Origin of the sequence: Streptomyces anulatus, from assembly GCF_014650675.1 — a bacterium.
Classification (GTDB): domain Bacteria; phylum Actinomycetota; class Actinomycetes; order Streptomycetales; family Streptomycetaceae; genus Streptomyces; species Streptomyces anulatus.
Genome location: NZ_BMVK01000017.1, coordinates 43,629 through 70,073, shown reverse-complemented (window position 1 = coordinate 70,073; position 26,445 = coordinate 43,629). Strand labels below are relative to the sequence as shown.

The following is a 26,445-nucleotide window of genomic DNA, read 5'->3' as shown; positions in this document are numbered from 1 at the left end:
GTTCCACGCCCGACCTCAGCACCGCAGCCCGACGACGCCCCAACCACGCAGCTCGGCTCGGTCGATGACGTCGCCCCATCCCCGGAGCAGCTCGACGAACGTGTCGAAGTCATTGATCCGTCCGAAGTCGGCGCGGGAGTGCTGGCCGAACGGGCTCCTCAGCAAGCTCAGTTCAGGGCCGACGAAATCCCAGAGACGCTTCAGCGAGGAAACGGCTGCCGGCCGGCACCACGACAGATGGTCCGAGGGCGCACTGGACTCACCTGCGGACACGGTCGACGGGGCGTCGGCGTCCTGATCGGGCATGTACTCAAGCCCGCCCCAGAAGAGAGGATCGATGAAACGGTCCACGGCCGAGCGCAGCCCCGGCTCGACGAACGACCGGATCTCCTCCCACCGCTCACCCGCCCAGAAGTGATCCTTGTACGAGTAGCCGACGTCCCCGAAGTCGAACTTTCCGAACCAGCCGACGGCCGGGGGAGAGGGCCAGAACCACTGAGGCCCGACAGACGACGGACGGTTCGGCTCGGCGTCCCACCACTCCTCGTCCACCGAGGTGCCGGCCTCGTGCAGCACGGCGTAGTGCTGATCCTCCGGTACCGACATGAGGTAGTCCCAGTCGACGATCAGCACATCGATGCACATGCCCATGGCGAAAAGGGTAGAAGGTCGCCGGTACCGCTTGTGGTCCTGGGGGATCAGGTGGGGAATTCGCCGAGCCAGGTGCGCTGGAGGAGGTGCTTGGGGAGGTAGTCGGATTCGATATCGAGGGGGAAGTCGGCGTCGTAGGCGAGGCAGGCGATGGCGAGGGGGCCGAGTGCGATGCTGCCGTCGATGTCCGTGGCGCGGTCCTCGTTGAGGGTCCAGTAGGTCCTGTGGAGTTTGAGCGAGTCTGCGAGGGCGGGCGCGAAGCCGCCCCGATCGTTGCGGACGTAGTGGTAGAAGAGGTTGATCGGCGGGTAGAGCACGGCCTGGAGCAGGTCTTGTGGTGCGATGCGGGCGACGGCCGGGTCGGATGCCTCGATGGTGGCGATGAGCTTGTCCGCGAGGTCGGGTCGGCGGAGCCACCAGGTCTGGAGGGCGTCGACCCAGTGGTAGATGTACTCGTCGTAGGAGCCCTCGGGTGAGCGCAGCCGCTCCAGGGGAATCTCGCTGAGCTGGGTCAGGCGTTCCTGGTCGCGGCAGATGACGGCCAGCCAGAAAGCCGACAGCCAGGTGCCCGCATCAGCCGTCGGACGGGACGCGGGAACGGGGAGAGACCTCTGCTTTCGGTCGATGCGGCACTCGACGGTTCCCTCCGTCGAATAGGTTACAGCGAAGAGCGCCGCCCCAAGTTGCATCGAATTGACTGTCGACTCCCATGTCTCAACTGCTGCTGCCCTGGGGTCTGCTACGCAATGTGCACACATGGCTGAAGACGCAGTGCTAAAAGCGAAGTCGATCATGTCTGTGGAATCTTCGAGGTCTTCAATGCGCTTGGATACGCGCTTACTCAGACGTTCCGCAAACTGCTCGGCGTCGGGCCCGGAAGGCAGAGTGTGCCGAGTGATGATCTCAATCACGGGAGAGTTCCTTGCGGTCAAAGTAGGCGGTCTAGCCGCCTTTGCCTGCACCTTTGAGGGTTCCTTAATATTGTGAACGCCGCCTCCGGCGCGGTCGCGTCCTCAGGTAGGTGCAGGGCAGCCTCGGCGAATTTGAACCGTCGTCTTGACAGACCCAGACCTGGAAATTTTCGCTTCCTGATGTTCTGGGTGCTTTAAGGTCCCGTGGTGTGTGATCGCTCAAGGTGGTTGGGGTGTAGTCCTTGACTTCACCTGATTAGAATTCACGCGGTGGATCAAAGTTCAATACTTCGCGTAGGAGTATTAGTAGCCCGGTGGCATCGGCTGTTCCGGTGCATCATTGAACAGGTAGTCGTACATGTTGCGGAGATAGGTGTGAAGAGTTTCCCTGTCGGGGAATTCGATGTCGGTCAGCCTTTCATACTCGTCCGGCCCGAAGGTGTCGTCCGCCATAATCTGCTCGAATCCCTCGCGAATCAATTTCACGTAGGAATCGCTGAAGCTTAGCAATGTAGGCCTCAATTCGCCTGTATTCTCGTACCCTCGCTCAAGATCCAGATATACTCGGAAGAAATTCCTGAAATCCGTGTCCATTGAAATGATTCCTTACGGATGGCGGCCGGGGGCCGGATTGGCAAACATGGTATGCAGGCGATACTGTCCGTCGGGGAGTTGATGGTACACCGGTACGATAGTTCCGCCTTTGAAGTCCACCGACTTGAATTCGTCAAGGTTGGCCGGGTCGCGATAGTAGCCTGTAAAATTTTTCGAGGCTTCGGACCCGAGTACGTCCTCGATTGACGTCTCCCCGGAAACTTTCCCGGTACGTGCCATCTCGTCGCGGAAGTAGGCGTCGGCGCGCACCATGTCTTCCGCATTGTCGAAACGCGTCGCGAAGGCGCCGACGCGGTGCGCACGGCCGGTCACACCGTCCACTGCGGTACCGGTCAACGGGTCGATGTTGTTCTCGGACTTGACCAGTCCCGGATAGTTGGAGTTCGGCCCGTACAGCTTCGGCGCCCCGTTACTGTCTCGGAGTACTGAACCGAGTCGGTCGGCCAACGCCTGGTCATCTGGGTGGAGGTGGCGGCCTGGCGCATGCCCTTGGCCGCCTTGCCGATCGTCCAACTCCTTGATGCGTTCGTCGACCACCTTGGGGTCCATCGGCTTGTCTCCGGCATCACCGGGCGACGAGTTGGGTGCATCGTCAGGGCTGCCTGCATCGGAGCCACCCGGAGTGTCGTGGCCCCCGTTGCCACCCTGGTGAGGGATGCCTGAGCCGCCACCGTCACCGCCTGTTGCAGGGGTGTTGTCGTGGGAGGCGGTTCCTCCGTCCGACGCATGGGTGCCGGTGCCCCCGCGAATGTCGCGGCCGCCGGTGCCCGCGGGGCCGCCACCGTCCACGCTGTTCGCAGGCAGATCGCCGCCCTGGCCGCCGCGCGAACCACCGCCGGGCGCGCCGTTGTCCACGCTGTTGGCCGGCAGGTTGTTCGCCGTTCCGCCCGGAGCCCTGTCGAGGTTCGCGGCGTCGTTGCCCGTCCGGCCGAGATCGTCGCCGATCCGCCCCGTGTCGCCCAGGTCCGAGCCCAGCCGTACCGTGTTGCTGCCGCCGCGTGCGCCCGCGCCCACGAGGGCCGACTGTTCGGCAGGGGTGCGGGGCAGGGGGCTGTCCGCGTCCGTCCTGACGGAAGCGCCGTCCGTCGGGTTCTCGCGTTGGGCGGCCGTGTGGTGCTGCTTGAGGGTGCCGTCCTCCCCGAGGATGTTGCCCTGACGGTCGAGGTGGACGACGTTGCCCTCGGCGTCGAAGTCCTTGAAGGTGCCCTCGGGCAAGGCGGTGGTGCCCTCGGGGAGTTTGAGGGCGCCTTCCTGGATCGGCAGGGAGCCTGCGGGCGGGGTCACGCCTTCGGGGAGGTGGACCACGCCGTCGCCGAGGTCGACCGCTCCGGCGGGGATCTCCGCTCCAGCTGGAAGCTTGACCGAGTTCCTCGGGATCTCGAACGCGCCGTCCGGGAGCGCCGCGCCCTCGGGCAGGTGCAGGGTGCCGTCGGCGAGTTTGAACCCGCCGTCCGGCAGGGTGATCGCGCCCGGCGGCAGTGACGGGATCTCGATGCTGCCCGTGCCCTTGAGGCCGGCCATGACGTCGCTGATCTTGGTCAGGCCCGCGCCGGCGCCCTTGAAGAGGTACGTCGTCGGGTCGACGAAGCGGCCCGCCTTGTTCGCGAAGGACAGGGCCTTCGCCGCGACCGCCGCCTTGCCGGCGCCGGAGACCCCGCCTCCCGCGCCGCCGGTGAAGACCGTCGTCAGGACGTTGAAGGTGACCGCGCCGCCGGCGCGGGCCGGGTTCTCGCCCCACTGGTCGTAGGCGATGAGCGCTTTGCCGGTCTCCGTCATCGCCTTGCGTGCGTCGCGGGCGAAGCCCGGCAGCTTGTCCTCCGGGGTGAGCCACAGGACGTGGGGTGCGGCGATGGTGAGGATGACGCCGGTGGTGAGATTGCCCAGGCCGGTCCAGGCCTGCTTCGCGGCGTCCCAGCCGTCGAACCCGACCAGGGTGCCCAGCCCCTTGACCGTGGCCCAGACGCCGTCGACAGCGAAGCCCTTGACGAAGTCCCAGGTGTGTTCGTGGATGTGGTACCAGGGTGTGGATTCCTTGACCGGGTCGCCCCAGGGCAGACCCTTGGCCTGCTTCAGGGCCTCGGCGTCGTAGCCGTACATGCCCTTGCCGCCGGACCCGTCGCCGGTGGTCAGCGGGGTGCCGTGAGGAACCAAGGAGATGATCTTGTTGTAGCAGGCGCGCTCCACCGCCTGGAACGCGGCCCAGGTCTCGGCGATCTCGTCGCGGCGGCGGTTGTTCTCCTCGACCAGGTCGCCGTCCTCGCGCCACTCGTCGTCCGCGTTCGCCTTGACGAGGAACGCACCCGCGTCCCTCTTGAGCTGCCTCAGCTTCTCGACGAGCGGATAGGCGTCGTCCGAGTACGTGCCGAGCGCACCGGTGATGGTGGCCAGGTCCGACTTCAGCGCCGCCCCCCGGTCGGCGACCGGTTTCGTCGTCGCGAACAGCTGGTCCGCCTCCGGGGCCTTGTAGAAGGCCTGCAGACCGCCGAAGCTGCTGTGGATGTCGCCCGCGGCCGTGGCGACCTTCGCCCCGTCCTTGGCCAGAGCGGACACCTTCGTGTCCAGCAGGGCCAGGTCCCCGGTGAAGACCGGGATGCCCTCCAGGATCACCGGCTCACTGTCGCTCACCGGCCGGCCCTCATGTCCTTGAGCAGGTCCAGACGAACCGACTTGGCGGCGTTCTGCGCCTGCTTCGCCGTGTCGAGGTCACCCTCCACGTACTCGTTCGTCGCCGTCGCCGCACCCAGGACCGCAGCCTGGATCCGCTCCGACATCGACTTCAGCTGGGCCTGCCGCGCCTGCGCGTACTCACCCAGCGCGGCCGCCACCGGCCCCGTCGCCGCCCGCGACAACGGCGCCTGCCCCGGTGCCACCGGCCCCTGCAACGGCGTACTGGCTGCCGTGCCCGGCACAGCCGTCCCCGCCGCCTGAGCCGCCTCCCCGAGATCCTTCATCAACGCGTTCAGCGCCTTCTCCAGCTCACCGGCGTGCCCGCCGACCACCTTCAACTGGCCCTGCACACCCTGCGGCTTGATATCCCACCCGGTCATCCCACGCCCCCGTACGCACAACAAAGCCGACCCACCCCGCATGGTGGGCGAACACCTGAATCACCCCGGCGGTCAGCCGATGCCGTCGACCGCGGCCTTCGCCCGCGCCAGCGTCTGCGTGGCCGTACCGTCGTTCTTCTCCAGCGTCGTCCGCAGCAGCCGGATGATGTTCCGCACCTCCTGCGACGTCGCGTTCCACCGCAGTTCCTTGCCGTGGTACTCATCCGCCACACCGTCGGCCGCGAAGTCGTTCATCGCCGCCTTCACCTGTGTGTCCCGCGCCGTGATCACCTGCTCCAGACGGCCGATCACCACCTGGAGAGCCGCCTGCACCTCCGTCGAAGCACCCGTGTCGTACGAACGCCGATCCGTGCTGCCCGCCATCAGTCCTTCAACTCCCCGTCAGACAAAAAAGTATGGCCGAACCGGTCACCGAGACCGGTGTCAGCGACCGCCGAACCGCGCCGCGTCGAAATTCGCCGACGCCATCTGCGACTTCGCGTTCTCGCCCTGTTCCTGATCACCGGAACCGAACGCCGCGTCCATCCCCGACTGACCGCCGAGGATCCCCGACAACGATGCGTTCAGCGCCTTCGTGATCTCGTCCGAACGCGCCTTGAAATCGTCGAAGGCGACCTTCCCGGCTCCGTTGAACTTGCCCTCCAACGGCTCCGCCGCCGCGATCAGTTGCTGGATCAGCGTCCCCAGATCCGTACTCGCACCCTGCGAGTCCGACAGCAGCCTCGACAGGACCGACGCCCCCATGTCGAACTTCATGACATCCCCCGTTACATCGAACGCATCGCATGCATCGAACGAACGCACGCGTACTTGCGCGTACATCCTTGTCTATCAATCTCGCCGTCGCTACTGCAATCTGCAACCAGCCAGATTCTCGCCACGCAGCCCCTACGCCCCTTTGAGGTGCCGCATCAGCTTCTCGAAGTCCCGCCACCCCGCCAGATCCGAGGGGTTCCCCGGCAGCGGGTAGTACAGCGCCGGCCTGGTTCTCGGGCCGAGCCGCACCGGCTGTTCGGACAGCGGTGTGCGCCGTGCCCGGTCTCCCGGCATCGCGCGGACCTCCTCCGCGCCCAGCACGAAGGCCAGCGGGACTCCCGGGCCCTCGAAACGCGGCGGTACGGTCACATCGCGGCGTGCTTTGCGAAGTTGTACGAGCATCGACTGGAGGCGGTGGCGCGTGGCGAGCGCCTCGGCGGCCGCGGGCAGAGCGTCCAGCGGAGGCTCCTCGTCGGCGCCGTAGCCGAACGCGAGCGTGACCTCCTCCTCCACGCCCGCCTTCGTCCGCGTGACGCGTACGGTCGCGACGCCCGGTCGCGAGCGGTTCCCGACCGCGACGAACCAGGTGGGTTCCGGCGCCCGCTCGTGCGCGACGTCGGTCAGGCGGGCCGGGGACCAGGGGAGGTTGGCCGGTTCCGATGTGCCCCAGCCGGCCGGCGGTTCGCCCGTCAGCTCCCGCCACACCGTCTCCAGGCCGCCGCCCAGTACCAGCCGCTCGTCCGCCGGGTGCACCATGCGGAACGTCAGGCCCAGTTGGCGGTCACCCGTGTCATGGACCTCCTGGTACGCGGCTGCCACCGGAGTGCGCGCGTCGTCCTCCGTGGCGTCGGGGGAGAGCACCGGGTCGAACGCGCCGTCCTGCCAGCGCAGTACGGCTCCCGTCAGGCCGTCGTAGTAGCCGTCCCGTTCGTCCTGGACGATCCAGCGTGACGGCCAGCCGCCCAGCGCGTCCCGTACGACGGGGGAGAGCGTCGTGCCCGCCGGGCTGACGATCTGCAGGCCGAGGCCCGCCTCCGCCGCCGCCCGGAAGGCGTCGGACAGCCAGGCCGTCATCGCCACCACCGGGCGGTCCTGGATGACGACCGCGACCTTTTCGGTGAGCACGTCGATGGCAGGCTGCGCGGCGGCGGGTTCCGGCGCGACGCTCACACCGTCCGACTTCACCACGGCGAGCGAACCGGCCGCGTCCGGCGGCCAGGCCGAACCGCCCACCAGCGCGGCGAGCCGGGTCGCGAAGGCGCCCGCGAGCTGCTCCGCCTCCGCGACGCCCGTGGTGGCGCGGGCCTCCGTCCACCAGTACGGGACCGGTGGCGCCGCGGCCCCGAGCAACCGCTCGGCCTCGCCCTCCACGGAGACCAGCAGTGGCGCCTCCACCGAGACGAGGGGGCGGCCCTGTGCGTCGCAGAGCTGAATCACCGCGCCCTCGCCCCGCGTGCCCACCAGTCTGTCCGGACCGCCCGAGAGCAGGCCCGCCAGTACGGCCCACGGGTCGGGCATACGGGGGGTGAGGGCGATGACGTCCTTGGTCATGGAGTGGTCGTCCGGTCCTTCGTCGTTCGGCGGCAGGCATGAGCGGGCGGGCAAGGTTCTGGGCCGATAGGTCTCACATCGGCGCGTACACCGTCTGGATCAGGCGGTTCGGCTGGCCCCGGCGGACGAACACACCGCGCCCCGGAGCCTGTTGCGACGCGTACACGCCGGGGAACAGCTGGCCCTCGCTGCGGTCGCCCGCCATCAGGAGCGCTGAGGCCCCCGACTCCCGCAGGCCCTGCACCAGCGGTTCGTACATGCCCCGCGAGGCGCCGGCGACCCGACGCGTCAGGACGAAGTGGAGGCCGATATCGACCGCCGAGGGAATGTACGGGAGGAAGGCCGAAAGCGGGGACTGTCCGGCGGTCGTGAGGACGTCGTAGTCGTCGACGAGGACGACGATGCGCGGGCCCGCGCCCCAGTTGCCGGGCTCCAGGTCCTCCAGCCGGGCGTTCTCGTCGGGCAGGCGCTTCTCCAGCTCGGTGGCGATGCCCGCCGAAAGCCCGGCGCACAGCTTGGAGTTGTAGGCATAGCCTCCGTTGAACTCCTCCGGGACCACACCGCGCAGCGAGCGCCGTGGGTCCATCACCGCGAAGACCAGCTCGTCCTCGCCGTAGCGGTCGATGAGACCGTGTGCGACGGTCCGCAGCAGGTTCGTCTTGCCGCATTCGCTGTCCCCCAGGACCAGCAGGTGCTGGTCGTGCTGGAACAGGTCGAGCAGCACGGGCGCGAGCGCCGACTGGTCGAGACCGATCGGTACGCGCGTGGGCTCGGCGGCCGGCCCCGGCAGCGAGTGCGGCTCCAGAACCTGCGGCAACACCCTTACCGGCTGAGCGACTTCGCCGCTCCAGGTGGCCCGGACCGTACGCGCCGTGCGCTCCAGGACCGCGCCGAGGTCCGCCGTGTCGGCGATCCCGTCCGTACGGGGGAGCGCCACCTGGGCGAAGAGCTTTCCGTCGGTGAGGATGCGCCCGGGCTCGTCGGGCGACAAGGTCTCGGCGAGCTTGCGGTCGATGCTGGACTCGCCGGGGTCGTTGAGGCGCAGCTCTACGCGGGTGCCGAAGTTGGACTGGATGGCGATGCGTACGTCGTTCCAGCGCAGCATGCCCGCGACGACGTGGATGCCGTAGCCGCCGCCGCGTTTGAGGATGTCGGCGATCGCGTCGTCCAGCTCGTCGAAGTCGTCGCGGAGCGCGCCGAATCCGTCGATGACGAGGACGACCTCGGCCGAAGCGAATTCGGGCAGGCGGCCGGCCGCGTGCAGGGTGCGCAGTTGCTCGACCGAGTCGATTCCGTGCTCGCGGAAGAGGTCCTCGCGCAGCGCGAGCATCGTGCGGACCTCCTCGACGGTGCGGGCCGCCCGTTCCCGGTCGGCGCGGCCCGCGATACCGCCGACGTGCGGCAGGCCCGCCAGCGCGTGGAGACCGCCGCCGACGAGATCGAGGCCGTAGACACCGACCTCGCGCGGGGTGTGGGTGAGCGCCAGGGAGAGGACGAGAGTGCGCAGCAGCGTTGTCTTGCCCGACTGGGGCCCGCCGATCACCGCCGCGTGGCCGCCTGCCGTCGTGAGGTCCAGGAACCACTGCCCCTGCCACTGCTTGGCGGGGTCGTCGAGCAGTCCGACGGGAATGCGGAGAGGCCTCCGGCGCCCTTCCGCGACCGCTCCGGTCAGCCGCATGCCGCGCGGTCCGATGTCCAGCGGACCGGCGACGGTGTCCAGTGCGGTGGCCGTGGGCAGCGGCGGCAGCCAGATGCTGCGTACGGGCGGCGCCGCGTCCGTCAACTGGTCGACCATGACGCCGAGTTCGGTCGGACCCGTCTCGCGGCGACGGGACGCCGGCTCGGCGGGCCGACGGGCCTCGTCCGGCCCTGCCAGCGTGTTGAACGCCTCGTACGGCAGCGCCAGCGGGCCGGTCTCCTCCGCGTCGGTGCTGTGGACCGGACCGCGATAGCCGCCCGACACATAGCCCGCCTTGAACCGGGCGTAGTGGCTCGTGTCGACCTTCAGATAGCCGAAGCCGGGCAGCGGAGGCAGATGGAAGGCGTCCGTCGTGTCCAGGACGGTCCGGGACTCGTCGGCGGAGAAGGTTCGCAGGCCGAGGCGGTAGGAGAGGTAGGTGTCCAGGCCCTTGAGCTTGCCGCCCTCGATGCGCTGGCTGGAGAGCAGCAGATGCACGCCGATGGAGCGGCCGATCCGGCCGATGGAGAGGAACAGGTCGATGAAGTCGGGCTTGGCGGTGAGCAGTTCGCCGAACTCGTCGATCACCACGAACAGGTGCGGCAGCGGGTCCAGGTCCGGCCGCTTCTCGGCGCGCAGAGCCGCGTAGTCCCCGATGTCCGCGACGTTCCCCGCGTCCTTGAGGGCCTGCTGGCGGCGCTTGACCTCACCGGCGAGGGAGGAGTGGACCCGTTCGACGAGCCCCGCCTGGTTCTCCAGGTTGGTGATGACCCCGGCCACGTGGGGCAGGCCGGCGAACGGTGCGAACGTCGCCCCGCCCTTGTAGTCGACCAGCACGAGCGCCAGGTCCTCCGGCGGATGGGTGGCCACCAGGGCGAGGACCAGGGTGCGCAACAGCTCCGACTTGCCCGAGCCTGTCGCGCCCACGCACAGGCCGTGCGGGCCCATCCCCAGCTCCGAGGACTCCTTGAGGTCCAGCAGCACCGGCTCGTGGGAGTCGCTGATGCCGATCGGGACGCGCAGGAAGGCGCGCTCGCCGCGCGGCGCCCACAGCCGCTCCAGGTCGAGGCGTGCCACATCGTCGATGCCCAGCATCGCGGCGAACTCCACCGGTCCGGACAGAGGGGCGTCCGCCAGGGATTCGGCGGACAGCCGCAGCGGCGCGAGCATCCGGGCCAGCCCCTCGGCGAACGGAATGCCCGCCTCGTCCACCGTGCCGTGCGCCTCGACGGGCTCCTGCGTCCGCAGGTCCTCGATGGTCACATCCGTGCCGTCGACCGTGATCCGTACGCTGACCTGGCCCGGCTCCTGCACCCGCTGCTCCAGCAGATGCAGCACGGTGACGCCCATCTCGCGCAGGCCGACGGCCTCGTCCGGGCGTGGCAGGTCGACGGCGTCCTCTCCGTGCCCGTCGGTGACGACGAGCAGCCGGGAGTTCATGGACAGCGCGTCCCGGCCGGCCAGGCCCCGACGGACCTCGGCCGCGTACGAGGCCCGGCGGCGCAGCTCCGCCCCGATCTGCCGGGCGAGCTGCGGGGCGGACGGGGCGATGCGGCGGGCGGCGACCGGTCCGTCGAACTGCTCGGTGTCGAGCAGGTGCGGCAGCCACTTGGCCCATTCCCAGTCGGCCATGCGGTCCCCCGGCGCCGCGACGGCGATGGCCACGTCGTCGGGTGCGTGCAGGGCGGCCGTCTGGACCAGCAGGGCACGGGCCACCCGCAGACAGTCCTCGCGGGGGCCGATCACACTGACGTTGCCGATCCGGTCCAGCGGTACGGTGAGCGGCAGTTCGGTGCCGTTGCGGAACCGGTTCACCAGCGCCGACGCCTCGTTGAGCATGAACAGGTCGGGCGGTGTGAGCACCGTCGAACCCGGCTCGGCGATCCCCAGATCCCGAACGGGCATCTCGCCGGTGCCGACCCGCACGCGCAGGAAGTCGTCGTCGACCCTGCGCCGCTCCCAGAGGCGCGCGGGGTCCCGCACGATGTCGTACAGGGCGTACGGCGGGGGGTTCAGGACATCGGCGCGCTCACGCCGCTCACGCTCCTCGCCCGACAGCTCCTCCCGCAGGTCCTCCACATAGGCGAGATACGCCTCGCGCTGGGTGCGCCGGGTGCGCTGCGCCTTGCCCCGCTGCGAGAAGAGCAGCGCCACGGAACCGATGACGGTGACCACGAGGATAATCGCGCCGAGGGCGGCGAACTGGCTGTTGCGGACGACCGTCATCATCACGACGGACGACATGACTCCGGCGACCGGCAGCAGGGACATCGCGATGTTGCCCGCCTTCCCCTCGGGGAGGTTGGGCGGGGCCTCGATGGTGCGGGGCGCGGGGGCGGCCGGCGGACGGGTGGTCCGGGCGGGGCGGTGGATCAGTCGGGTGCTCATCGGCATGGTCCGGCGTTCGCGGTGGCGGAATCGGTGGCTGTACCCGTGGCGGAAGCAATACGCCGCATCGGGGTCACCGGCGCTTCTGGGAGAGCTGGAAGACCTCGGCGGCCAGCCGGGTGGCGGCCAGGCGCGTCGGCCGGGCGAGCAGTTCGGTGCGGAGTGCTCCGCCCGCCGCCAGATGCCGGTCGTGGGGCAGCACATGGACGGTCGCACCGGTGGACCGGAGCTTCTCGGCGGCGTCCTCCACATCGATCCCGGGGCGGGACGTCGTGCTGGTGAGCGCCACCACGGTCCCGGCGATCATGTGGCTCGGCAGCCCCTGCATCCACTGGAGGACTGCGTACGTGCTGGTGATGCCGTCCAGCGTGGCGGGGGCGGCCAGCACCCGGGCCTGGGCGGCGGAGAGCGCGACCCGGGCGACCTCGGCAGGCAGTGTCTCGCAGTCGACCACGGTCACCCCGAAGTAGCGGCGGAGCGCCACCATGACCCGCTCGTACGCCGCCGTGTCCAGCATCGCCCCGATGCGGCCCTGACTGCCGGGCAGCAGCCAGGCGTTGTCGGGGAGCTGGACGAGATAGCCGGTGACGTCGAGCAGCGACATCTGCGGCTCCACGATGTCCGCCAGGTCGGCCGTGGTCCAGCGCAGCGTCTCGGCTCCGAGGCGCAGGGGCAGTGAGCCGAGTGCCGGATCGGCCTCGACCAGGAGGACCGGGTCCTGGCGGTAGTGCGCGTACGCCGTGCCGAGCAGGGCGGCCACCGTCGTCTTGCCCGCACCGCCCCGGATGGAGGTGACGGCGATCTGCCGGCCGGTCGTCACCGGCTGCTGGATCCGCTCGGCGGTGCGGGTGATCTCGGCGACTTCGCGGGCCGCCGACGACGAGACGATCCGGCGTATCGCGCGTGAGACCCGTGCGGCGGCCGGCTCACCCTGCCGGGGGCGGCGTGCCGTACCGGACAGCGCGCTGTCGACCACGGGCCGTGAGTCGGGGGAGCGGGCGGGCCGTTGCATACGTGCCGGAGGAGCGGCGGGAGCGGGGGACGACGCGGGGGTGTTCGGGCCCGGCGCCCGCGCACCCGTACGCGGCTGCGGCTGCGGCTGCTCCTGCGGAGGCTGCTGCTGTTCCTGTGCCGGACGGTGGCCGTGTGCCGCACCGTGGCTCTGCGCGCGCTGCGGAGGAGGGGTTCCCCTCAGATCGCGCAGCACATCACCCTGCCAGTTGTCCGCGTTCGGCATGTCTGCCCTTCTCCTCCGCTCCGATGCCCGACCGGAGTCGCCCGCGCATGAATGTCAGAACTTGTCGAGCAACTGGCCGTACATGCCGAACACGCCGATGGCGAGCGGGAACAGTCCCACCATGCCGATGGACTCGATCAGGTCGGCGGTGCGCCGCAGCCTCACCCGCACATGCTCGGGAGGCTCCACCGCCAGGGCGAGCAGGGGCAGCAGTGCCGCCGTGCCGAGCACGACGACGGGGCCCGCGCCCCCGGACCCCTGCTCCATCCACAGCATCACCAGGCGTACGAGGAGGACCGCCGCGGCGGCGAACAGGGCCACCACCTCGGCCACCAGGGGGAACGCGCGAGCCCTCGACAGCAGCACCACCGCCACCAGAGAGGGAAGGAGCACCGTCCACACGGTCGGCCGCGGGGTCAGGGTGAGGAGCCACCCCGCCCCCGTCGCGGACGCCGCGGTGACCACGGTGGCGAGGGCGAGTCCGCGGTGCGTGGCGGCCAGTGCGTCGGCCACGTCGTGGCGGCTGACCGATGCCCCGCCCGAGCGCCGGTCGTCGAGCGCCGTGAGGCCGGACGCCATCAGCGCGAGCCGGGGCAGCATGCCGAGCAGTACCACGGAGAACACCGCCATCACGGCGCCCAGTCGAGCCGGATCCGGTTCCACGGCGGCGACGGCCTCCCACACCGCGGCGACCGCGGCGGTCGCACCCGCACCGATCAGGCCGCCGCGGCCGAGCGGCGAGAAGAATCCGAGCAGCAGCAGGGCGAGGGCCACCGCCGTCGCCACCGCGGCGAGCCGGGCCTGGCCCGACCAGTCGTACGCGTCGGCGGCGGTCCAGGCCGTGAGAACACCGAGACCGCCCGAGACGAACAGCAGCGCGGTCGCCAGACCGCGGTTGCCCGTTCCGATCCGGGCGCACAGTGCGCCGCCCACCAGAAGGACGGCGGTGGCGACCGCCAGCGCGAGGGCCAGGGTGTCGAGCGGGAATTCGCGCCGGGCCAACAGTGCGGTGATCACGGCGAAGGCCACGGTCGATGCCCCGGCGGTGACCCTTCGCGCGGCCGGACGCCAGCGCCAGGCCTGGAGGTCGAGGCTGTCGGCCACCTGGTCCGTGACGTCGTGGACCACCGGGGCGGGCGGAGCCGCGTGGGTCCTGACCAGGCGCAGCACGGCACCGTCGCTCACGCCGGCCGAGGCGAGAGTGCTGTCGTGCGGCAGGGCCGAACCGTCGGAGGTGATCAACTGCCGGGTCAACGGCCGCGATGCCGCCCGGTCGTCCAGCAACTGCAGTATGTCCGGCAGTAGTTGACCGATGGGCGTGTCCGAGGGCAGCACGATGTCGGCCCGGCGCCGCTCGCCGACCAGGGTCACCCGGCTCAGTTCCGAGCGGGACGTCATTGCTGTGCTCACCACTTACGGAAACCTATCATCGTGATGTTCCGAAATTTCGGGCCAATTGGGCAAAGCGCGTTGCGCGGTGGGCGCATTCCCGAGTTCGGCCCCATCTCGCCTGCAACGCTTGCGTGGTGAATTTCCGGCCACTTTGTCGTTCCCCGGCCGGAGTTGATCAGAGGGCCTTCTCCGGGCCGGAAGAATGCGTCGGCCGGTCGTACCGCTGCGCCTGCCGCTGCTGCTTCTCCTGCTCGGCCTTCTGCTTGTCCAGTGTGTGCTGGAGGAAGGACCAGCCGACGCACCCGGCGCAGAGCACGGCGGTGATGGCGATGCCCGCGAATACCTTTCCGAGCCGCTCGTCGGCGGTGCGCCGTGCGCGTCCCACGCCGAAGAGCAGAGCGTCTCGCATCCTGCGGCGGCGTACCCCCACCGATTCCAGCAGCTGACTGTCGTAATCCCGTGCCACACGATCCCCCTTTGCCACTGCAACATACCGAGGCGCGGTCGTGGAGTACACACCAGGGGGCCGTGATGTGAGGGGGAGCGGTGTTCACATCCCGCCGGGGCGCGTCCAGTCGAGGTTCTCGCGTACGACGGTGAATCCGGCCGACCGGTAGAGCGCGGCCGCCGCCTCGTTGCTCGCCGGCGTCAGGACGGCCACCGCGCTCGCGCCCCGGTCGGCGAGTGCCGCGCAGGCGCCCCGTACGGCGTCGCGCCCGTAGCCGTGTCCGCGGTGGTCCGCGTGGGTGCCGACCGGTTCGAGCAGTCCGCACCTTCCCGTGCCCCCGAACCAGCCGGTCGCGGCGGCCGCGGGCTCCCCGGCGGGTGTGCGGACGAGCGTCTCCACGGCGAGGTGGCCCGCAGGGGACTTCTTCATCGTGCGCCAGTGGTCGGCGGTCAGCGTGGATCCCGTGAAGGCGGCTCGATGCACCAGCGCCCGGTCGGCCGTGTCGGACTCGGTGACCTGTACGGCGCGGCTCGACACCGGCTCCGGGGTCCAGGAGAAGACGAGCCAGGGTTCCTCCGTGTCCGGTTCCCAGCCGGGTACGGGCAGGCCGTCGGTCGCGTCGTTGCCGGGTACGAGCAGGTCCTCGGCGTCCGCCGCGAGCGCCCCGAGGTCGGCGTCGGGCGCGGTGGTCACGCGCAGCACGGGGCCGTCGAGGAAGCCGACCGCCACGGGCGCCGCCGTCGTCACACCTTCGGCCCGTGCGGAGGTCTGTGCGTCGGCCCGTGTGTCGGTCCTTGCGTCGGTCCAGAGGAAGACCGTCGCGTCGTCCCGCCGCAGCAGCCAGCCCACGTCCCCGGGGTGCAGGCTCCCGGACGGGGCGTCGGGCGGTGTCCACGCGCGCAGCGCGCGCAGTGCCGGGCCGGTGTCGGCGGGAGACAGGCGGTGCCGTGAGAGTGAGGCCATGCGCGGAGACTAGCCAGCGTGCCGCCGGGTCGCGAAGGCATTTGTGTCCGGGCTCGTGGTCATGTCTGCCGCAGCGCGAACCACAACTCCGTCCGTACGTCCATGTCGTCCAGGTCCATGGCCAGCAACTCCCCGCACCGCCCGATGCGTTGGCGGACGGTGTTGCGGTGGACGCCGAGGGCCACCGCCGTACGGTCCCAACTGCCGTGGAGGGAGAGCCAGCAGCGCAGGGTGTCGGCCAGCGGCGCGGTGAGCGGGGCGAGGAGGGCGCGGGCGTGGGCGGCCGCCTGTTCGGGCGGGACCAGCGCGGCGAGCCCGCCGGTGGGGGCGTCCACCGTCAACGGGGCGCGGGTGGCCCGTGCGTGGGCCAGGGCGCGGGCGGCCACGGCGTCGGCGGCGGCGAGTGCGGTGACGGGGGTGGGGGCGGACGCGCCGAGCGTCCAGCCGGGCCTCGGGGTGGGCCGGGCCGGTTCCGGTGCGCGCTCGACGGGCTGTGCCGTGGGCCGGGCCGGATCCGGTGTGGTCTCACCGGGCAGTGCCGTGGGCCGGGCTTGCGCTGCGGTCTCGCCGGGCCGTGCCGCGATCCGGTCGGGTTCCGGGCCGGGGCCCAGCAGCACCCGGACCGCCTCGCCGGCGCCGCGCTCCGCGTCGACCAGGGCCGTGCCCAGCGACGCGCCCAGGGCCCCGGCCGTCAGGGCGTCCGCCGGGGCTCCGTCCGTACGGCGGGCGTGGATCACCGTCCAGGGGCCGGTGGAGCCGAGGAGCGGGGCCACCTCGGCGGGGGAGGCGCCCAGGAGCATGCGGACCAGGGCCGCCGAGCGGCCCGCCGCGTCCGCGCCCTGATGCGGGGCGGCCAGGAGGGAGAGGAGGACCACCGCGATGCCCGCCACCGTGTGGTCGCCGGATTCCCGATGCCGGGTCGCCAGCGCCAGGACCAGGCCTTCGCCGCCGCCCAGCGCGTACGCGGACAGGTGGGTGCCGCCGTGGGTGTCGGTGGCCGAGGAGGGGGAGCCGGGGCGTTCGCGGGCGACCACCCGGGCCAGCCGTGTCAGGGCCCCCGCCGCCTCCGGGTCCGGGCGGCGGCCCGCCGCGTGGAGCTCCTGGCCCCGCGCCGTCAGCAGGGCCGCCCGGCCGCCGAGCTGCGTCGCGAGCTGGTGGAGGACCGCCGGTACGGGGTCGGGGCGGGCCGCCGCCGTCGCCAGCGCCTGCTGGGCGCGGGTCACCCGGCGCAGCTCGCGGTGGCGCGCCTCGGCCATCAGCCGCCACACCGCCCGCGCGATCGTGGTGAACGGGGTCTCGGGCGGCACCTCCAGCAGGGGCAGGCCCTGCCGGTCGCACGCCTCGATCAGCGCGGCCGGCACCGTCTCGTGCACCGGCCGCACCCCGAAACCGAGCGCCGCCGCCCCCGCCTGCACCAGCCGGCCGACGTAGTGGTCCGGGTCCGTCAGCAGCACCCCCGCGCTCAGCAGCAGTTCGCCGCCGAGCAGATACGGATACGGGTCGGCCATCTCCGAGGTGTGCACCCAGAGCAGATCGGCGTCGGCCGGGCCCGCGATCCGGCGCAGGCCCAGCTCCTCGCGTGCCAGGAGCTCCGCCAGGGGGATGGGAGGGGTCGGGGGGCCGGTCGGCGGAGTCGTCTGCGGGGCGCCCGCGGAAGAGTTCGACATGGACGGTTCATCCATTCAGTACGACGAGAATGGAGGAAACGTACACTTCAGCGTCGGCTTTCGGCCACCTACCGTCTTCCTCGCACGTACATCTGTTTGCGCGAGACGGAGGGAAGCCCATGGCTGTCGACTACGCCGTGATCGTCGTCTACCTGGCCGGCATGCTCGCCATGGGCTGGTGGGGCATGCGCCGCGCCAAGTCGAAGAGCGAGTTCCTGGTCGCGGGCCGCCGCCTCGGGCCGGGGATGTACTCCGGCACCATGGCCGCGATCGTCCTCGGCGGCGCGTCCACCATCGGCGGCGTCGGGCTCGGCTACCAGTACGGCCTCTCCGGCGCGTGGATGGTCTTCACCATCGGCCTGGGGCTCCTCGCCCTGTCCGTCTTCTTCTCCGCGCGGATCGCCCGGCTCAAGGTCTACACCGTCTCCGAGATGCTCGACCTGCGCTACGGCGGCCGGGCCGGGATCATCTCCGGCGTCGTGATGTGGGCGTACACCCTGATGCTCGCGGTCACCTCGACCATCGCGTACGCCACCATCTTCGACGTCCTCTTCGACGTGAACCGCACTGTCGCCATCGTCCTCGGCGGCGCCATCGTCGTCGCGTACTCGACGCTCGGCGGCATGTGGTCGATCACGCTCACCGACATGGTCCAGTTCGTCGTCAAGACCATCGGCGTGCTGCTGCTCCTGCTGCCGATCGCCGTCATCAAGGCGGGCGGCTTCAGCGAGATGAAGGCCCAGCTGCCGACCGAGTACTTCGACCCGCTCGGCATCGGCGGCGAGACGATCTTCACGTACGTGCTGATCTACACGTTCGGCATGCTCATCGGGCAGGACATCTGGCAGCGCGTCTTCACCGCGCGCAGCGACAGGACGGCGCGGTGGGGCGGCACGGTCGCCGGTACGTACTGTCTCGTCTACGCCATCGCCGGGGCCGTCATCGGCACCGCCGCCAAGGTGATGTACCCGAACCTGCCGAGCGCGGACGCCGCCTTCGCGACGATCGTCAAGGACGAGCTGCCGGTCGGCGTGCGCGGGCTGGTGCTCGCCGCCGCGCTGGCGGCTGTGATGTCGACGTCCTCCGGCGCGCTGATCGCCTGCGCCACCGTGGCCAACAACGACATCTGGTCCCGGATCCGCGGGGCGGTCGGCCGGGGCGGGGGCGGCGACGAGCCGCACGACGAGGTCAAGGGCAACCGGATCTTCATCCTGATCATGGGCGTCGGCGTCATCCTCATCGCCATCGCGCTGAACGACGTGGTCGAGGCGCTGACCGTCGCGTACAACCTGCTGGTCGGCGGGCTGCTCGTGCCGATCATCGGTGGGCTGCTGTGGCGGCGCGGCACTGCGGCCGGGGCGCTGGCGGCGGTGTGCGTCGGGGGTGTCGCGGTGATCGGGCTGATGGCGCACTACGGGATCCTCGCCAACCAGCCGATCTACTACGGGCTGCTGGCGTCGCTGGCCGTGTACGTCGTCGTCTCGCTGGCTACGCCGCCGACGGATGCGGTGGTGCTGGCTGCTTGGCGTGAGCGGTTGGCGGGGCGTGGTGGTCCGGACGCGGACGCCGCCTCGGAGGCCCCGGCCGAGCCCACCGCCTCCGGCGCACCCGGCACACCCAGCCCGTCCGGCGTTTGAGGACGGACCCCTCGGGCCGGACCACCCCAGCCTGTCCGGCGATTGAGGACGGAACCCTGCTGCCGGATCGGCCGAGCCTCAAAGATGCCCTCAATCGCCGGGCGGGCTGGGGTTCGGCCGGATCGGCTGGGGTTGGCCGACGTCAAAGATGCCCTCAATCGCCGGGCGGGCTTGATGCGGCCGGACCGGCTGGTAAGCCCGCACACTTGACACCGTACGAAAACCGAAGGAAAGGCACACCCCCCATGAGCAGCACCGATTCGCCGCGCGGCCCCATCGACTCCTCCCGCGTCCCGCGGTACGCCGGGCCCGCGACGTTCGCCCGGCTGCCCCGGCTCGACGAGGTCGGCCGGACCGATGTCGCCGTGGTCGGCGTGCCCTTCGACACCGGGGTCTCCTACCGGCCCGGCGCCCGCTTCGGCGGCAACGCGATCCGTGAGGCGTCCCGGCTGCTGCGTCCTTACAACCCGGCCCAGGACGCCTCCCCGTTCGCCCTCGCCCAGGTCGCCGACGCCGGGGACATCGCGGCGAACCCGTTCAACATCAACGAGGCCGTCGAGACCATCGAGGGCGCGGCCGACGACCTGCTGGGCACCGGCGCACGCCTGATGACGCTCGGCGGCGACCACACCATCGCCCTGCCGCTCCTGCGTTCCGTCGCCAAGAAGCACGGGCCCGTCGCCCTGCTCCACTTCGACGCGCACCTGGACACCTGGGACACCTACTTCGGCGCCGAGTACACCCACGGCACCCCGTTCCGCCGGGCCGTCGAGGAGGGCATCCTCGACACCTCCGCCCTCTCCCACGTCGGCACCCGCGGCCCGCTGTACGGCAAGCAGGACCTGACCGACGACGAGAAGATGGGCTTCGGCATCGTCACCTCCGCCGACGTCATGCGACGCGGCGTCGACGAGATCGCCGACCAGCTGCGCCAGCGCATCGGCGACCGGCCGCTCTACATCTCCATCGACATCGACGTCCTGGACCCGGCGCACGCCCCCGGCACCGGCACCCCCGAGGCCGGCGGCCTCACCTCCCGCGAGCTGCTGGAGATCCTGCGCGGGCTCTCCTCCTGCCACCTGGTCTCCGCCGACCTGGTCGAGGTCGCCCCCGCGTACGACCACGCCGAGATCACCTCCGTGGCCGCCTCGCACGCCGCGTACGAGCTGACGACGATCATGTCCCGCCAGATCGCGGCGGAGAAGGAGACGAAGGAGGGCGCGGCCAAGTGAGCCACGACCACGACGACCGGCCGCAGCTCACCGCCGCCCAGGCCGCTGCCGTAATGAATCCGCCGGCCGGCCGCAACGGCGGTGACCTCGTCGTCGAGTCCCTGCAAGGGCTCGGCGCGACCACCGTCTTCGGGCTGCCCGGCCAGCACGCGCTCGGCATGTTCGACGCGCTGCGCCGCTCCTCCCTCTCGTACGTCGGACTCCGCGTCGAGAACAACGCGGGCTTCGCCGCCGACGCGTACGGCCGGATCACGGGGGAGGTCGCGCCGCTGCTCCTGTCCACCGGGCCCGGCGCGCTCACCTCGCTCGCCGCGCTCCAGGAGGCGGCCGCCGCCTCCGCACCCGTCCTCGCGATCTCCAGCCAGATCCCCACGGCCGGGCTCGGCGGCGGGCGGCACGGCTATCTCCACGAGCTGCGCGACCAGCAGGCCTCCGTCCGCGACATCGTGAAGTCCGTCCACACCGTGCGCAGCGCTTCCCAGATCCCCTCCGCCGTCGCCGCCGCCTGGGAGTCCGCGCTGACCGCCCCGCACGGGCCGGTCTGGGTGGAGATCCCGCAGGACGTGCTGCTGGCCGAGACGACCCTGCCGGTCGTCAGCTCCATGGACGCCACCCCGCGCGAGCTCTACCCGCGCCCCGAGCTGACGATCGCCGCGGCCCATCTGCTGTCGAACGCCGAGCGGCCCGTGATCATCGCGGGCGGCGGAGTCGTACGCTCCGATGCCTCCGGCAAGCTCCTCGCGCTGGCCGAGAAGATCGACGCGCCGGTCGTGACGACCTTCGGCGGCAAGGGCGCGTTCCCCTGGGAGCACCCGCTGTCGCTGCGTTCCTGGCTGGAGGACCGGCACACCACCGACTTCCTGGAGGACGCGGACGTCCTGCTCGTGGTCGGTTCCGGGCTCGGCGAACTCTCCTCGAACTACCACACCTTCCGCCCCCGCGGCCGGGTGATCCAGATCGAGGCGGACGCCGGGAAGCTGGAGTCCAACCACCCCGCGCTCGGCATCCACTCCGACGCCCGCGAGGCCCTGTCCGACCTCCTGGAGGCCGTCGAGCGGCGCGAGGACGCGGGTGCCGCCGAGCGCGTACGTACGGTGCTGGAGAAGGTACGGGTCCGGATCGACGCCCAGGACCTCACCCTGGAGCAGCAGGTTCTCGCCGCCGTCCGCGAGGCGCTGCCCGACGCCGCGCCCAGCTTCTGGGACATGACGATCCTGGCGTACTGGGCCTGGTCCGCGTTCGACGCCCGCCGCCCCAACACCATGCACTCCGCCCAGGGCGCGGGCGGCCTCGGCTACGGCTTCCCGGCGGCCATCGGCGCGGCCGCCGCCGACCCGACGAAGCCCGTGCTCGCGGTCTCCGGCGACGGCGGCGCGATGTACTCCATCGCGGAGCTGGCCACCGCCCGCCAGTACGACCTGCCGCTGACCTGGCTGATCGTCGACGACGGCGGCTACGGCATCCTGCGCGAGTACATGACGGGAGCCTTCGGCGAGGCCACCGCCACCGAGCTGTCCCGCCCGGACTTCGTCGCGCTCGCCGAGTCCTTCGGCGTCCCCGCCGTCCGGACGACACCGGAGTCCCTCGCCGGGGATCTGAGCAAGGCGCTGGCGGCCCCGGGGCCGTCCGTCGTCGTGCTCCCGGCCCTGCTGCGGATGTTCGAGCCGACGCACCTGTAGGCCGTACGTCCCCGGCCCGGCGCACGCCGGGCCGGGGACCCGCTCACAGCTCCGCGAGCGCCTTCTCGATCGCGGCCTCCTGTGCCTGGACGCCCTCCTGGAACCGGGCCCGCTCCGCCGGGTCCCGGATCTCCCCGGGCAGTTCCCGGCGGCGCGGCAGAAGGTCCGGCAGCTGCCGGAATATCACCGCGGCGGCGGGCCCCTGGTCCCGGTTGGCCGCGCCGGCCAGATAGCGGCCCGCCTGCCACAGATGCACGGTGAGGTGCTTGCGCGGCTCGGTGGACACCTGCCGCCGCACCCCGGGCTTCCCCAAGGAGTGGTGCGTGCCCTCGCTGAGGCGCTCCAGAGCGGCGAGCGCCGCAAAGAGCTGTCCGCAGCGGTAGGCCTCGGTGAGCCGGTCGTTCGCCATGGTTCCTGCCCCTTCGAGAGGTCCTCCGGCCTGTGGCCGGCCCCGGCTCCGCCCTGGGTCGGCCGGGTCCGCCGCGGGTTACTACCCGCCCGGCCGGGGCCCCGAACCGGTCCTAGGACCCCGGTACCGCACGCCCCCGACCATCGGCCCCGTTTGCCGCCCCCTTTGTTGCGGCGGGATGAAATCCGCAGCCCCGGGCGTTGGTGCCTTCCGGTAGGCCAGGTGGAACGGCTGGATTCGGAGCCAGGTCACCGGTGGAACAGCTGGATCAGCGGACAGGCCGGCGGACAGGCCGAAACGGGAGGCAACGCGTGACGGGCGCAGAGCAACAGGGGTGGGGCCGGCGGCTGACCGGGTACGCGTGGCGGTACCGGCGCAACGTCGTGCTCGCTCTCGGCTCGTCGCTCGCCGGAATGGCCGTCATGGCCCTCGTGCCGCTCATCACCAAGGTGATCATCGACGACGTGGTCACCGACCACACCCGTTCCCTCGCCGTCTGGACCGGGCTGCTCATCGGCGCGGCCGTCCTGGTCTACATAGCCACCTACATCCGCCGGTACTACGGCGGCCGGCTCGCCCTGGACGTCCAGCACGACCTGCGTACGGACATGTACACGACGATCACCCGGCTCGACGGGAAACGTCAGGACGAGCTGTCCACCGGGCAGGTCGTCGGCCGCGCCACCAGCGACCTCCAGCTGATCCAGGGGCTGCTGTTCATGCTCCCGATGACCATCGGGAACGTGCTGCTCTTCCTCATCTCCCTGGTGATCATGGCGTGGCTCTCGCTGCCCCTGACCCTCGTCGCCCTCGCCGTCGCCCCCGCCCTCTGGTTCATCGCCCGCCGCTCCCGTACGCGTCTCTTCCCCGCCACCTGGTACGCCCAGAGCCAGGCCGCCGCCGTCGCCGGAGTCGTCGACGGGTCCGTCTCCGGGGTCCGGGTCGTCAAGGGCTTCGGCCAGGAGGACCAGGAGACCGGCAAGCTCCGCGAGGTCGGTCGCCGGCTGTTCGCCGGGCGGCTGCGCACCATCCGCCTGAACTCCCGTTACACCCCCGCCCTCCAGGCGGTGCCCGCGCTCGGCCAGGTCGCCATGCTCGCCCTCGGCGGCTGGCTGGCCACCCGGGGCGAGATCACGCTGGGCACGTTCGTCGCCTTCTCCACCTACCTCGCGCAGCTCGTCGGCCCGGTCCGGATGCTCGCCATGGTCCTCACCGTCGGGCAGCAGGCCCGGGCCGGTGTGGAACGCGTCCTGGAGCTCATCGACACCGAGCCCTCGATGCAGGACGGCACCAAGGAACTGCCCGCCGACGCCCCGGCCGGGATCGAGTTCGACGACGTACGCTTCGGCTATGACGACGAGCGCCCCGTCCTCGACGGGTTCTCGCTCACCGTCGAACCCGGCGAGACCGTCGCCGTCGTCGGCGCGTCCGGCAGCGGCAAGTCCACCGTCTCCCTCCTGGTGCCCCGCTTCTACGACGTGTCCCACGGGGCCGTCCTCATCGGCGGCCACGACGTCCGCGAACTCACCCAGGCGTCCCTGCGCTCCGCCATCGGGCTCGTCCCCGAGGACAGCTTCCTGTTCTCCGACACCATCCGCGCCAACATCGCCTACGGCCTCCCCGACGCCCCTCAGGAGCAGATCGAACAGGCCGCCCGCGCCGCCCAGGCCCACGGGTTCATCTCCGACCTGCCGAACGGCTACGACACGACCGTCGGCGAGCACGGGCTCACCCTCTCCGGCGGCCAGCGCCAGCGCGTCGCCCTCGCCCGCGCCATCCTCACCGACCCCCGGCTCCTCCTCCTCGACGACGCGACCTCCGCCGTCGACGCCCGCGTCGAGCACGAGATCCACGAGGCCCTCAAGCAGGTGATGGCGGGCCGTACGACGCTCCTCATCGCCCACCGCCGCTCCACCCTCCAGCTCGCCGACCGCATCGCCGTCCTGGACGGCGGGAAGCTCGCCGCGGTCGGCACCCACGCGGAGCTGGAGCGCACCTCCGCGCTCTACCGCCGCCTCCTCACCGACCCCGACGAGCTGGGCGGCACCTCGCCCGGCCACCGGCCGCCCCGCACCGAGGCCGACCCCGAGGACGACCGTGCCCTCCTGGAGGAGCTGGACGCCGAGTTCGACGCGGAGCGCGGCATCACCCCCGAGCTGTGGATCCGCAAGGAGGAGGAGCGGGACACCACGGTCGGCGGTATGCCCGCGACACCCGAACTGCTCGCCCAGGTCGAGGCTCTGCCGCCCGCCACGGACACCCCCGACGTCGACGAGGCCGCCGCCGTGCGTCCCGAGGACTCCTACGGGCTGCGCCGGCTGCTGCGCGGCTTCGGCGCGGTTCTGCTGATCAGCCTCGGGCTCGTCGCCGTCGACGCCGGCATGGGCCTGCTGCTGCCGGTCCTGATCCGGCACGGCATCGACGAGGGCGTCACCCAGCTCTCCATCGGCGCGGTGTGGGCCGCATCCGCGATCGCCCTCGTCGTTGTGCTCGTCCAGTGGGTGGCCCAGACCGGCGAGATCCGGATGACCGGCCGGACCGGCGAGCGGATCCTCTACGCGCTCCGCCTGAAGATCTTCGCCCAGCTCCAGCGGCTCGGCCTCGACTACTACGAGCGGGAACTGACCGGCCGGATCATGACCCGGATGACCACGGACGTGGACGCGCTCGCCACGTTCCTCCAGACCGGGCTGGTCACCGCCTTCGTCTCCGTGGTCACCTTCTTCGGCATCATGGTCGCGCTGCTCGTCCTGGACATCCAGCTCGCCCTGGTCGTCTTCGCCACCCTGCCCGTGCTGATCATCGGCACCTTCTTCTTCCGGCGCAGCAGCGTCAAGGCGTACGAGCTGGCCCGGACCCGCATCAGCGCCGTCAACGCCGACCTCCAGGAGTCCGTCTCCGGCCTCCGCATCGTCCAGGCCTTCGGCCGCGAGGACGACGGGGCCGCCCGCTACGCCGAGCGCAGCGACCACTACCGCCAGGCCCGGGTACGCGGTCAGTGGCTGATCTCCGTCTACTTCCCGTTCGTCCAGCTGCTGGCCTCGATCGCGGCCGCCGCCGTGATCATCGTCGGGGCGGGCCGGGTCGACAACGGCACGCTGACCGTCGGCGCCCTGGTCGCGTACCTCCTCTACATCGAGCTGTTCTTCGCCCCCGTCCAGCAGCTCTCCCAGGTCTTCGACGGCTACCAGCAGGCGACCGTCTCCCTCGGCCGCATCCAGGAGCTGCTGCGCGAGCCCACCTCGACCGCCGACCCGGACGAGCCGCTCGACGTGCTCTCGCTGCGCGGCGAGATCGCGTTCGAGGACGTCTCCTTCGCGTACGGCTCCGACGAGGAGGCGCTGACCGGTGTCGATCTGCGCATCCCGGCCGGCCAGACGGTGGCGTTCGTCGGGGAGACGGGGGCGGGCAAGTCGACCCTCGTCAAGCTCGTCGCCCGGTACTACGACCCCACGGGCGGCCGGGTCACCGCCGACGGGGCCGATCTGCGGACCCTCGACATGACCGCCTACCGGCACCGCCTCGGCGTCGTCCCGCAGGAGGCGTACCTCTTCGCCGGCACGGTCCGCGACGCCATCGCCTACGGGCTCCCCGACGCCACCGACGCCCGGGTGGAGGCCGCCGCCCGCGCGGTCGGCGCGCACGAGATGATCGCCACGCTGGAGGACGGGTATCTCCACGAGGTCGCCGAGCGCGGCCGCAACCTCTCCGCCGGACAGCGGCAGCTCATCGCGCTGGCCCGCGCCGAGCTGGTCGACCCGGACGTCCTGCTCCTGGACGAGGCCACCGCCGCCCTGGACCTCGCCACGGAGGCCCTGGTCAACCAGGCCACCGACCGCCTCACCGGCCGCCGCACCACGCTGGTGGTGGCCCACCGGCTGACCACCGCCGCCCGCGCCGACCGTGTCGTGGTCATGGACCACGGGCGCGTCGTCGAGGACGGCACGCACGACGAGCTGCTCGCCCGGGGCGGGCCGTACGCCCGGCTGTGGCGCACCTTCATCGGCGAGGGCATAGGGGAGGACGAGCCGGCGGGCGTCTGAACGGCCACGGGGTCCATCGGGTCCGCCGGGTCCATCGGGTCCGGCGGTGCAACCTCCCACGGGTCTGCTGCGTCGTAGCCAGGGACGCACAGGTGCGTACAGACGTCAGGTGGGGGCGAA

The 26,445-nt window shown here is 71.1% G+C and carries 19 protein-coding genes; 4 read left to right on the top strand and 15 right to left on the bottom strand.

The features are described 5' to 3' along the window. Positions 1-15: 15 nt before the first annotated feature. The 14 genes from IE272_RS31080 to IE272_RS31015 form a co-directional block, all read right to left on the bottom strand. Positions 16-651, bottom strand: coding sequence for a hypothetical protein (locus tag IE272_RS31080; RefSeq protein WP_190009128.1), 636 nt, complete (start codon positions 649-651; stop codon positions 16-18). A gap of 47 nt (positions 652-698) precedes the next feature. Beyond that, a complete protein-coding gene (locus IE272_RS31075) occupies positions 699-1,445 on the bottom strand; it encodes an immunity 49 family protein (RefSeq protein ID WP_308433888.1) in 747 nt (248 codons plus the stop codon). Positions 1,446-1,865: 420 nt separating this feature from the next. Further along, positions 1,866-2,156 carry a hypothetical protein gene (locus IE272_RS31070; protein ID WP_190009124.1) on the bottom strand — a complete coding sequence of 97 codons (291 nt, stop codon included), beginning with the start codon at positions 2,154-2,156 and terminating at the stop codon, positions 1,866-1,868. Positions 2,157-2,168: 12 nt separating this feature from the next. After that, positions 2,169-4,802, bottom strand: a complete 2,634-nt coding sequence (locus IE272_RS31065; protein WP_190009122.1) for a hypothetical protein — start codon at positions 4,800-4,802, stop codon at positions 2,169-2,171. After that, the gene (locus tag IE272_RS31060; RefSeq protein ID WP_069754008.1) at positions 4,799-5,224 is read right to left on the bottom strand and encodes a DUF6507 family protein; all 426 of its coding nucleotides are present in this window, start codon (positions 5,222-5,224) and stop codon (positions 4,799-4,801) included. Before IE272_RS31060 ends, IE272_RS31065 begins: the two co-directional genes overlap by 4 nt. Before the next feature lie 72 nt (positions 5,225-5,296). Continuing rightward, positions 5,297-5,608, bottom strand: a complete 312-nt coding sequence (locus IE272_RS31055) for a pore-forming ESAT-6 family protein (RefSeq protein WP_069754007.1) — start codon at positions 5,606-5,608, stop codon at positions 5,297-5,299. Positions 5,609-5,668: 60 nt separating this feature from the next. Next, positions 5,669-6,001: a hypothetical protein gene (locus tag IE272_RS31050; protein WP_030085439.1), complete on the bottom strand. Its 333-nt coding sequence runs from the start codon at positions 5,999-6,001 to the stop codon at positions 5,669-5,671. A gap of 132 nt (positions 6,002-6,133) precedes the next feature. Beyond that, a complete protein-coding gene (locus IE272_RS31045; RefSeq protein WP_190009119.1) occupies positions 6,134-7,552 on the bottom strand; it encodes a DUF6177 family protein in 1,419 nt (472 codons plus the stop codon). A 73-nt stretch (positions 7,553-7,625) separates the two neighbouring features. Further along, positions 7,626-11,618, bottom strand: a complete 3,993-nt coding sequence (gene eccCa / locus IE272_RS31040) for a type VII secretion protein EccCa (protein WP_190009117.1) — start codon at positions 11,616-11,618, stop codon at positions 7,626-7,628. Between the two features lie 73 nt (positions 11,619-11,691). After that, a complete protein-coding gene (locus IE272_RS31035; RefSeq protein WP_229897851.1) occupies positions 11,692-12,855 on the bottom strand; it encodes a MinD/ParA family ATP-binding protein in 1,164 nt (387 codons plus the stop codon). 54 nt (positions 12,856-12,909) lie between these two features. Then, a complete protein-coding gene (gene eccD, locus IE272_RS31030; protein WP_098890925.1) occupies positions 12,910-14,253 on the bottom strand; it encodes a type VII secretion integral membrane protein EccD in 1,344 nt (447 codons plus the stop codon). Positions 14,254-14,422: 169 nt separating this feature from the next. Further along, positions 14,423-14,713 carry a hypothetical protein gene (locus IE272_RS31025; protein WP_050360873.1) on the bottom strand — a complete coding sequence of 97 codons (291 nt, stop codon included), beginning with the start codon at positions 14,711-14,713 and terminating at the stop codon, positions 14,423-14,425. A gap of 84 nt (positions 14,714-14,797) precedes the next feature. Then, positions 14,798-15,658 carry a GNAT family N-acetyltransferase gene (locus tag IE272_RS31020; protein ID WP_190009115.1) on the bottom strand — a complete coding sequence of 287 codons (861 nt, stop codon included), beginning with the start codon at positions 15,656-15,658 and terminating at the stop codon, positions 14,798-14,800. Between the two features lie 59 nt (positions 15,659-15,717). Then, the gene (locus tag IE272_RS31015; RefSeq protein ID WP_050360869.1) at positions 15,718-17,340 is read right to left on the bottom strand and encodes a PucR family transcriptional regulator ligand-binding domain-containing protein; all 1,623 of its coding nucleotides are present in this window, start codon (positions 17,338-17,340) and stop codon (positions 15,718-15,720) included. A gap of 104 nt (positions 17,341-17,444) precedes the next feature. Here IE272_RS31015 and IE272_RS31010 point away from each other — a divergent pair, with 104 nt between their 5' ends. The 3 genes from IE272_RS31010 to IE272_RS31000 all read left to right on the top strand — a co-directional run bounded on the left by IE272_RS31010 (position 17,445) and on the right by IE272_RS31000 (position 21,873). Next, on the top strand, positions 17,445-18,962 hold the full coding sequence (locus tag IE272_RS31010; RefSeq protein WP_050360868.1) for a sodium:solute symporter family protein: 1,518 nt from the start codon (positions 17,445-17,447) through the stop codon (positions 18,960-18,962). 245 nt (positions 18,963-19,207) lie between these two features. Then, positions 19,208-20,194, top strand: a complete 987-nt coding sequence (gene speB, locus IE272_RS31005) for an agmatinase (RefSeq protein ID WP_050360867.1) — start codon at positions 19,208-19,210, stop codon at positions 20,192-20,194. After that, entirely contained in the window at positions 20,191-21,873 is a 1,683-nt protein-coding gene (locus IE272_RS31000; protein ID WP_056707056.1) for a thiamine pyrophosphate-binding protein, read from the top strand. Before speB ends, IE272_RS31000 begins: the two co-directional genes overlap by 4 nt. Positions 21,874-21,916: 43 nt before the next feature. Here IE272_RS31000 and IE272_RS30995 read toward each other — a convergent pair whose 3' ends face one another. Then, positions 21,917-22,282, bottom strand: a complete 366-nt coding sequence (locus IE272_RS30995; protein WP_047176708.1) for a hypothetical protein — start codon at positions 22,280-22,282, stop codon at positions 21,917-21,919. Between the two features lie 311 nt (positions 22,283-22,593). Here IE272_RS30995 and IE272_RS30990 point away from each other — a divergent pair, with 311 nt between their 5' ends. Next, positions 22,594-26,325, top strand: coding sequence for an ABC transporter ATP-binding protein (locus tag IE272_RS30990; RefSeq protein WP_056707052.1), 3,732 nt, complete (start codon positions 22,594-22,596; stop codon positions 26,323-26,325). Positions 26,326-26,445 lie beyond the last annotated feature (120 nt).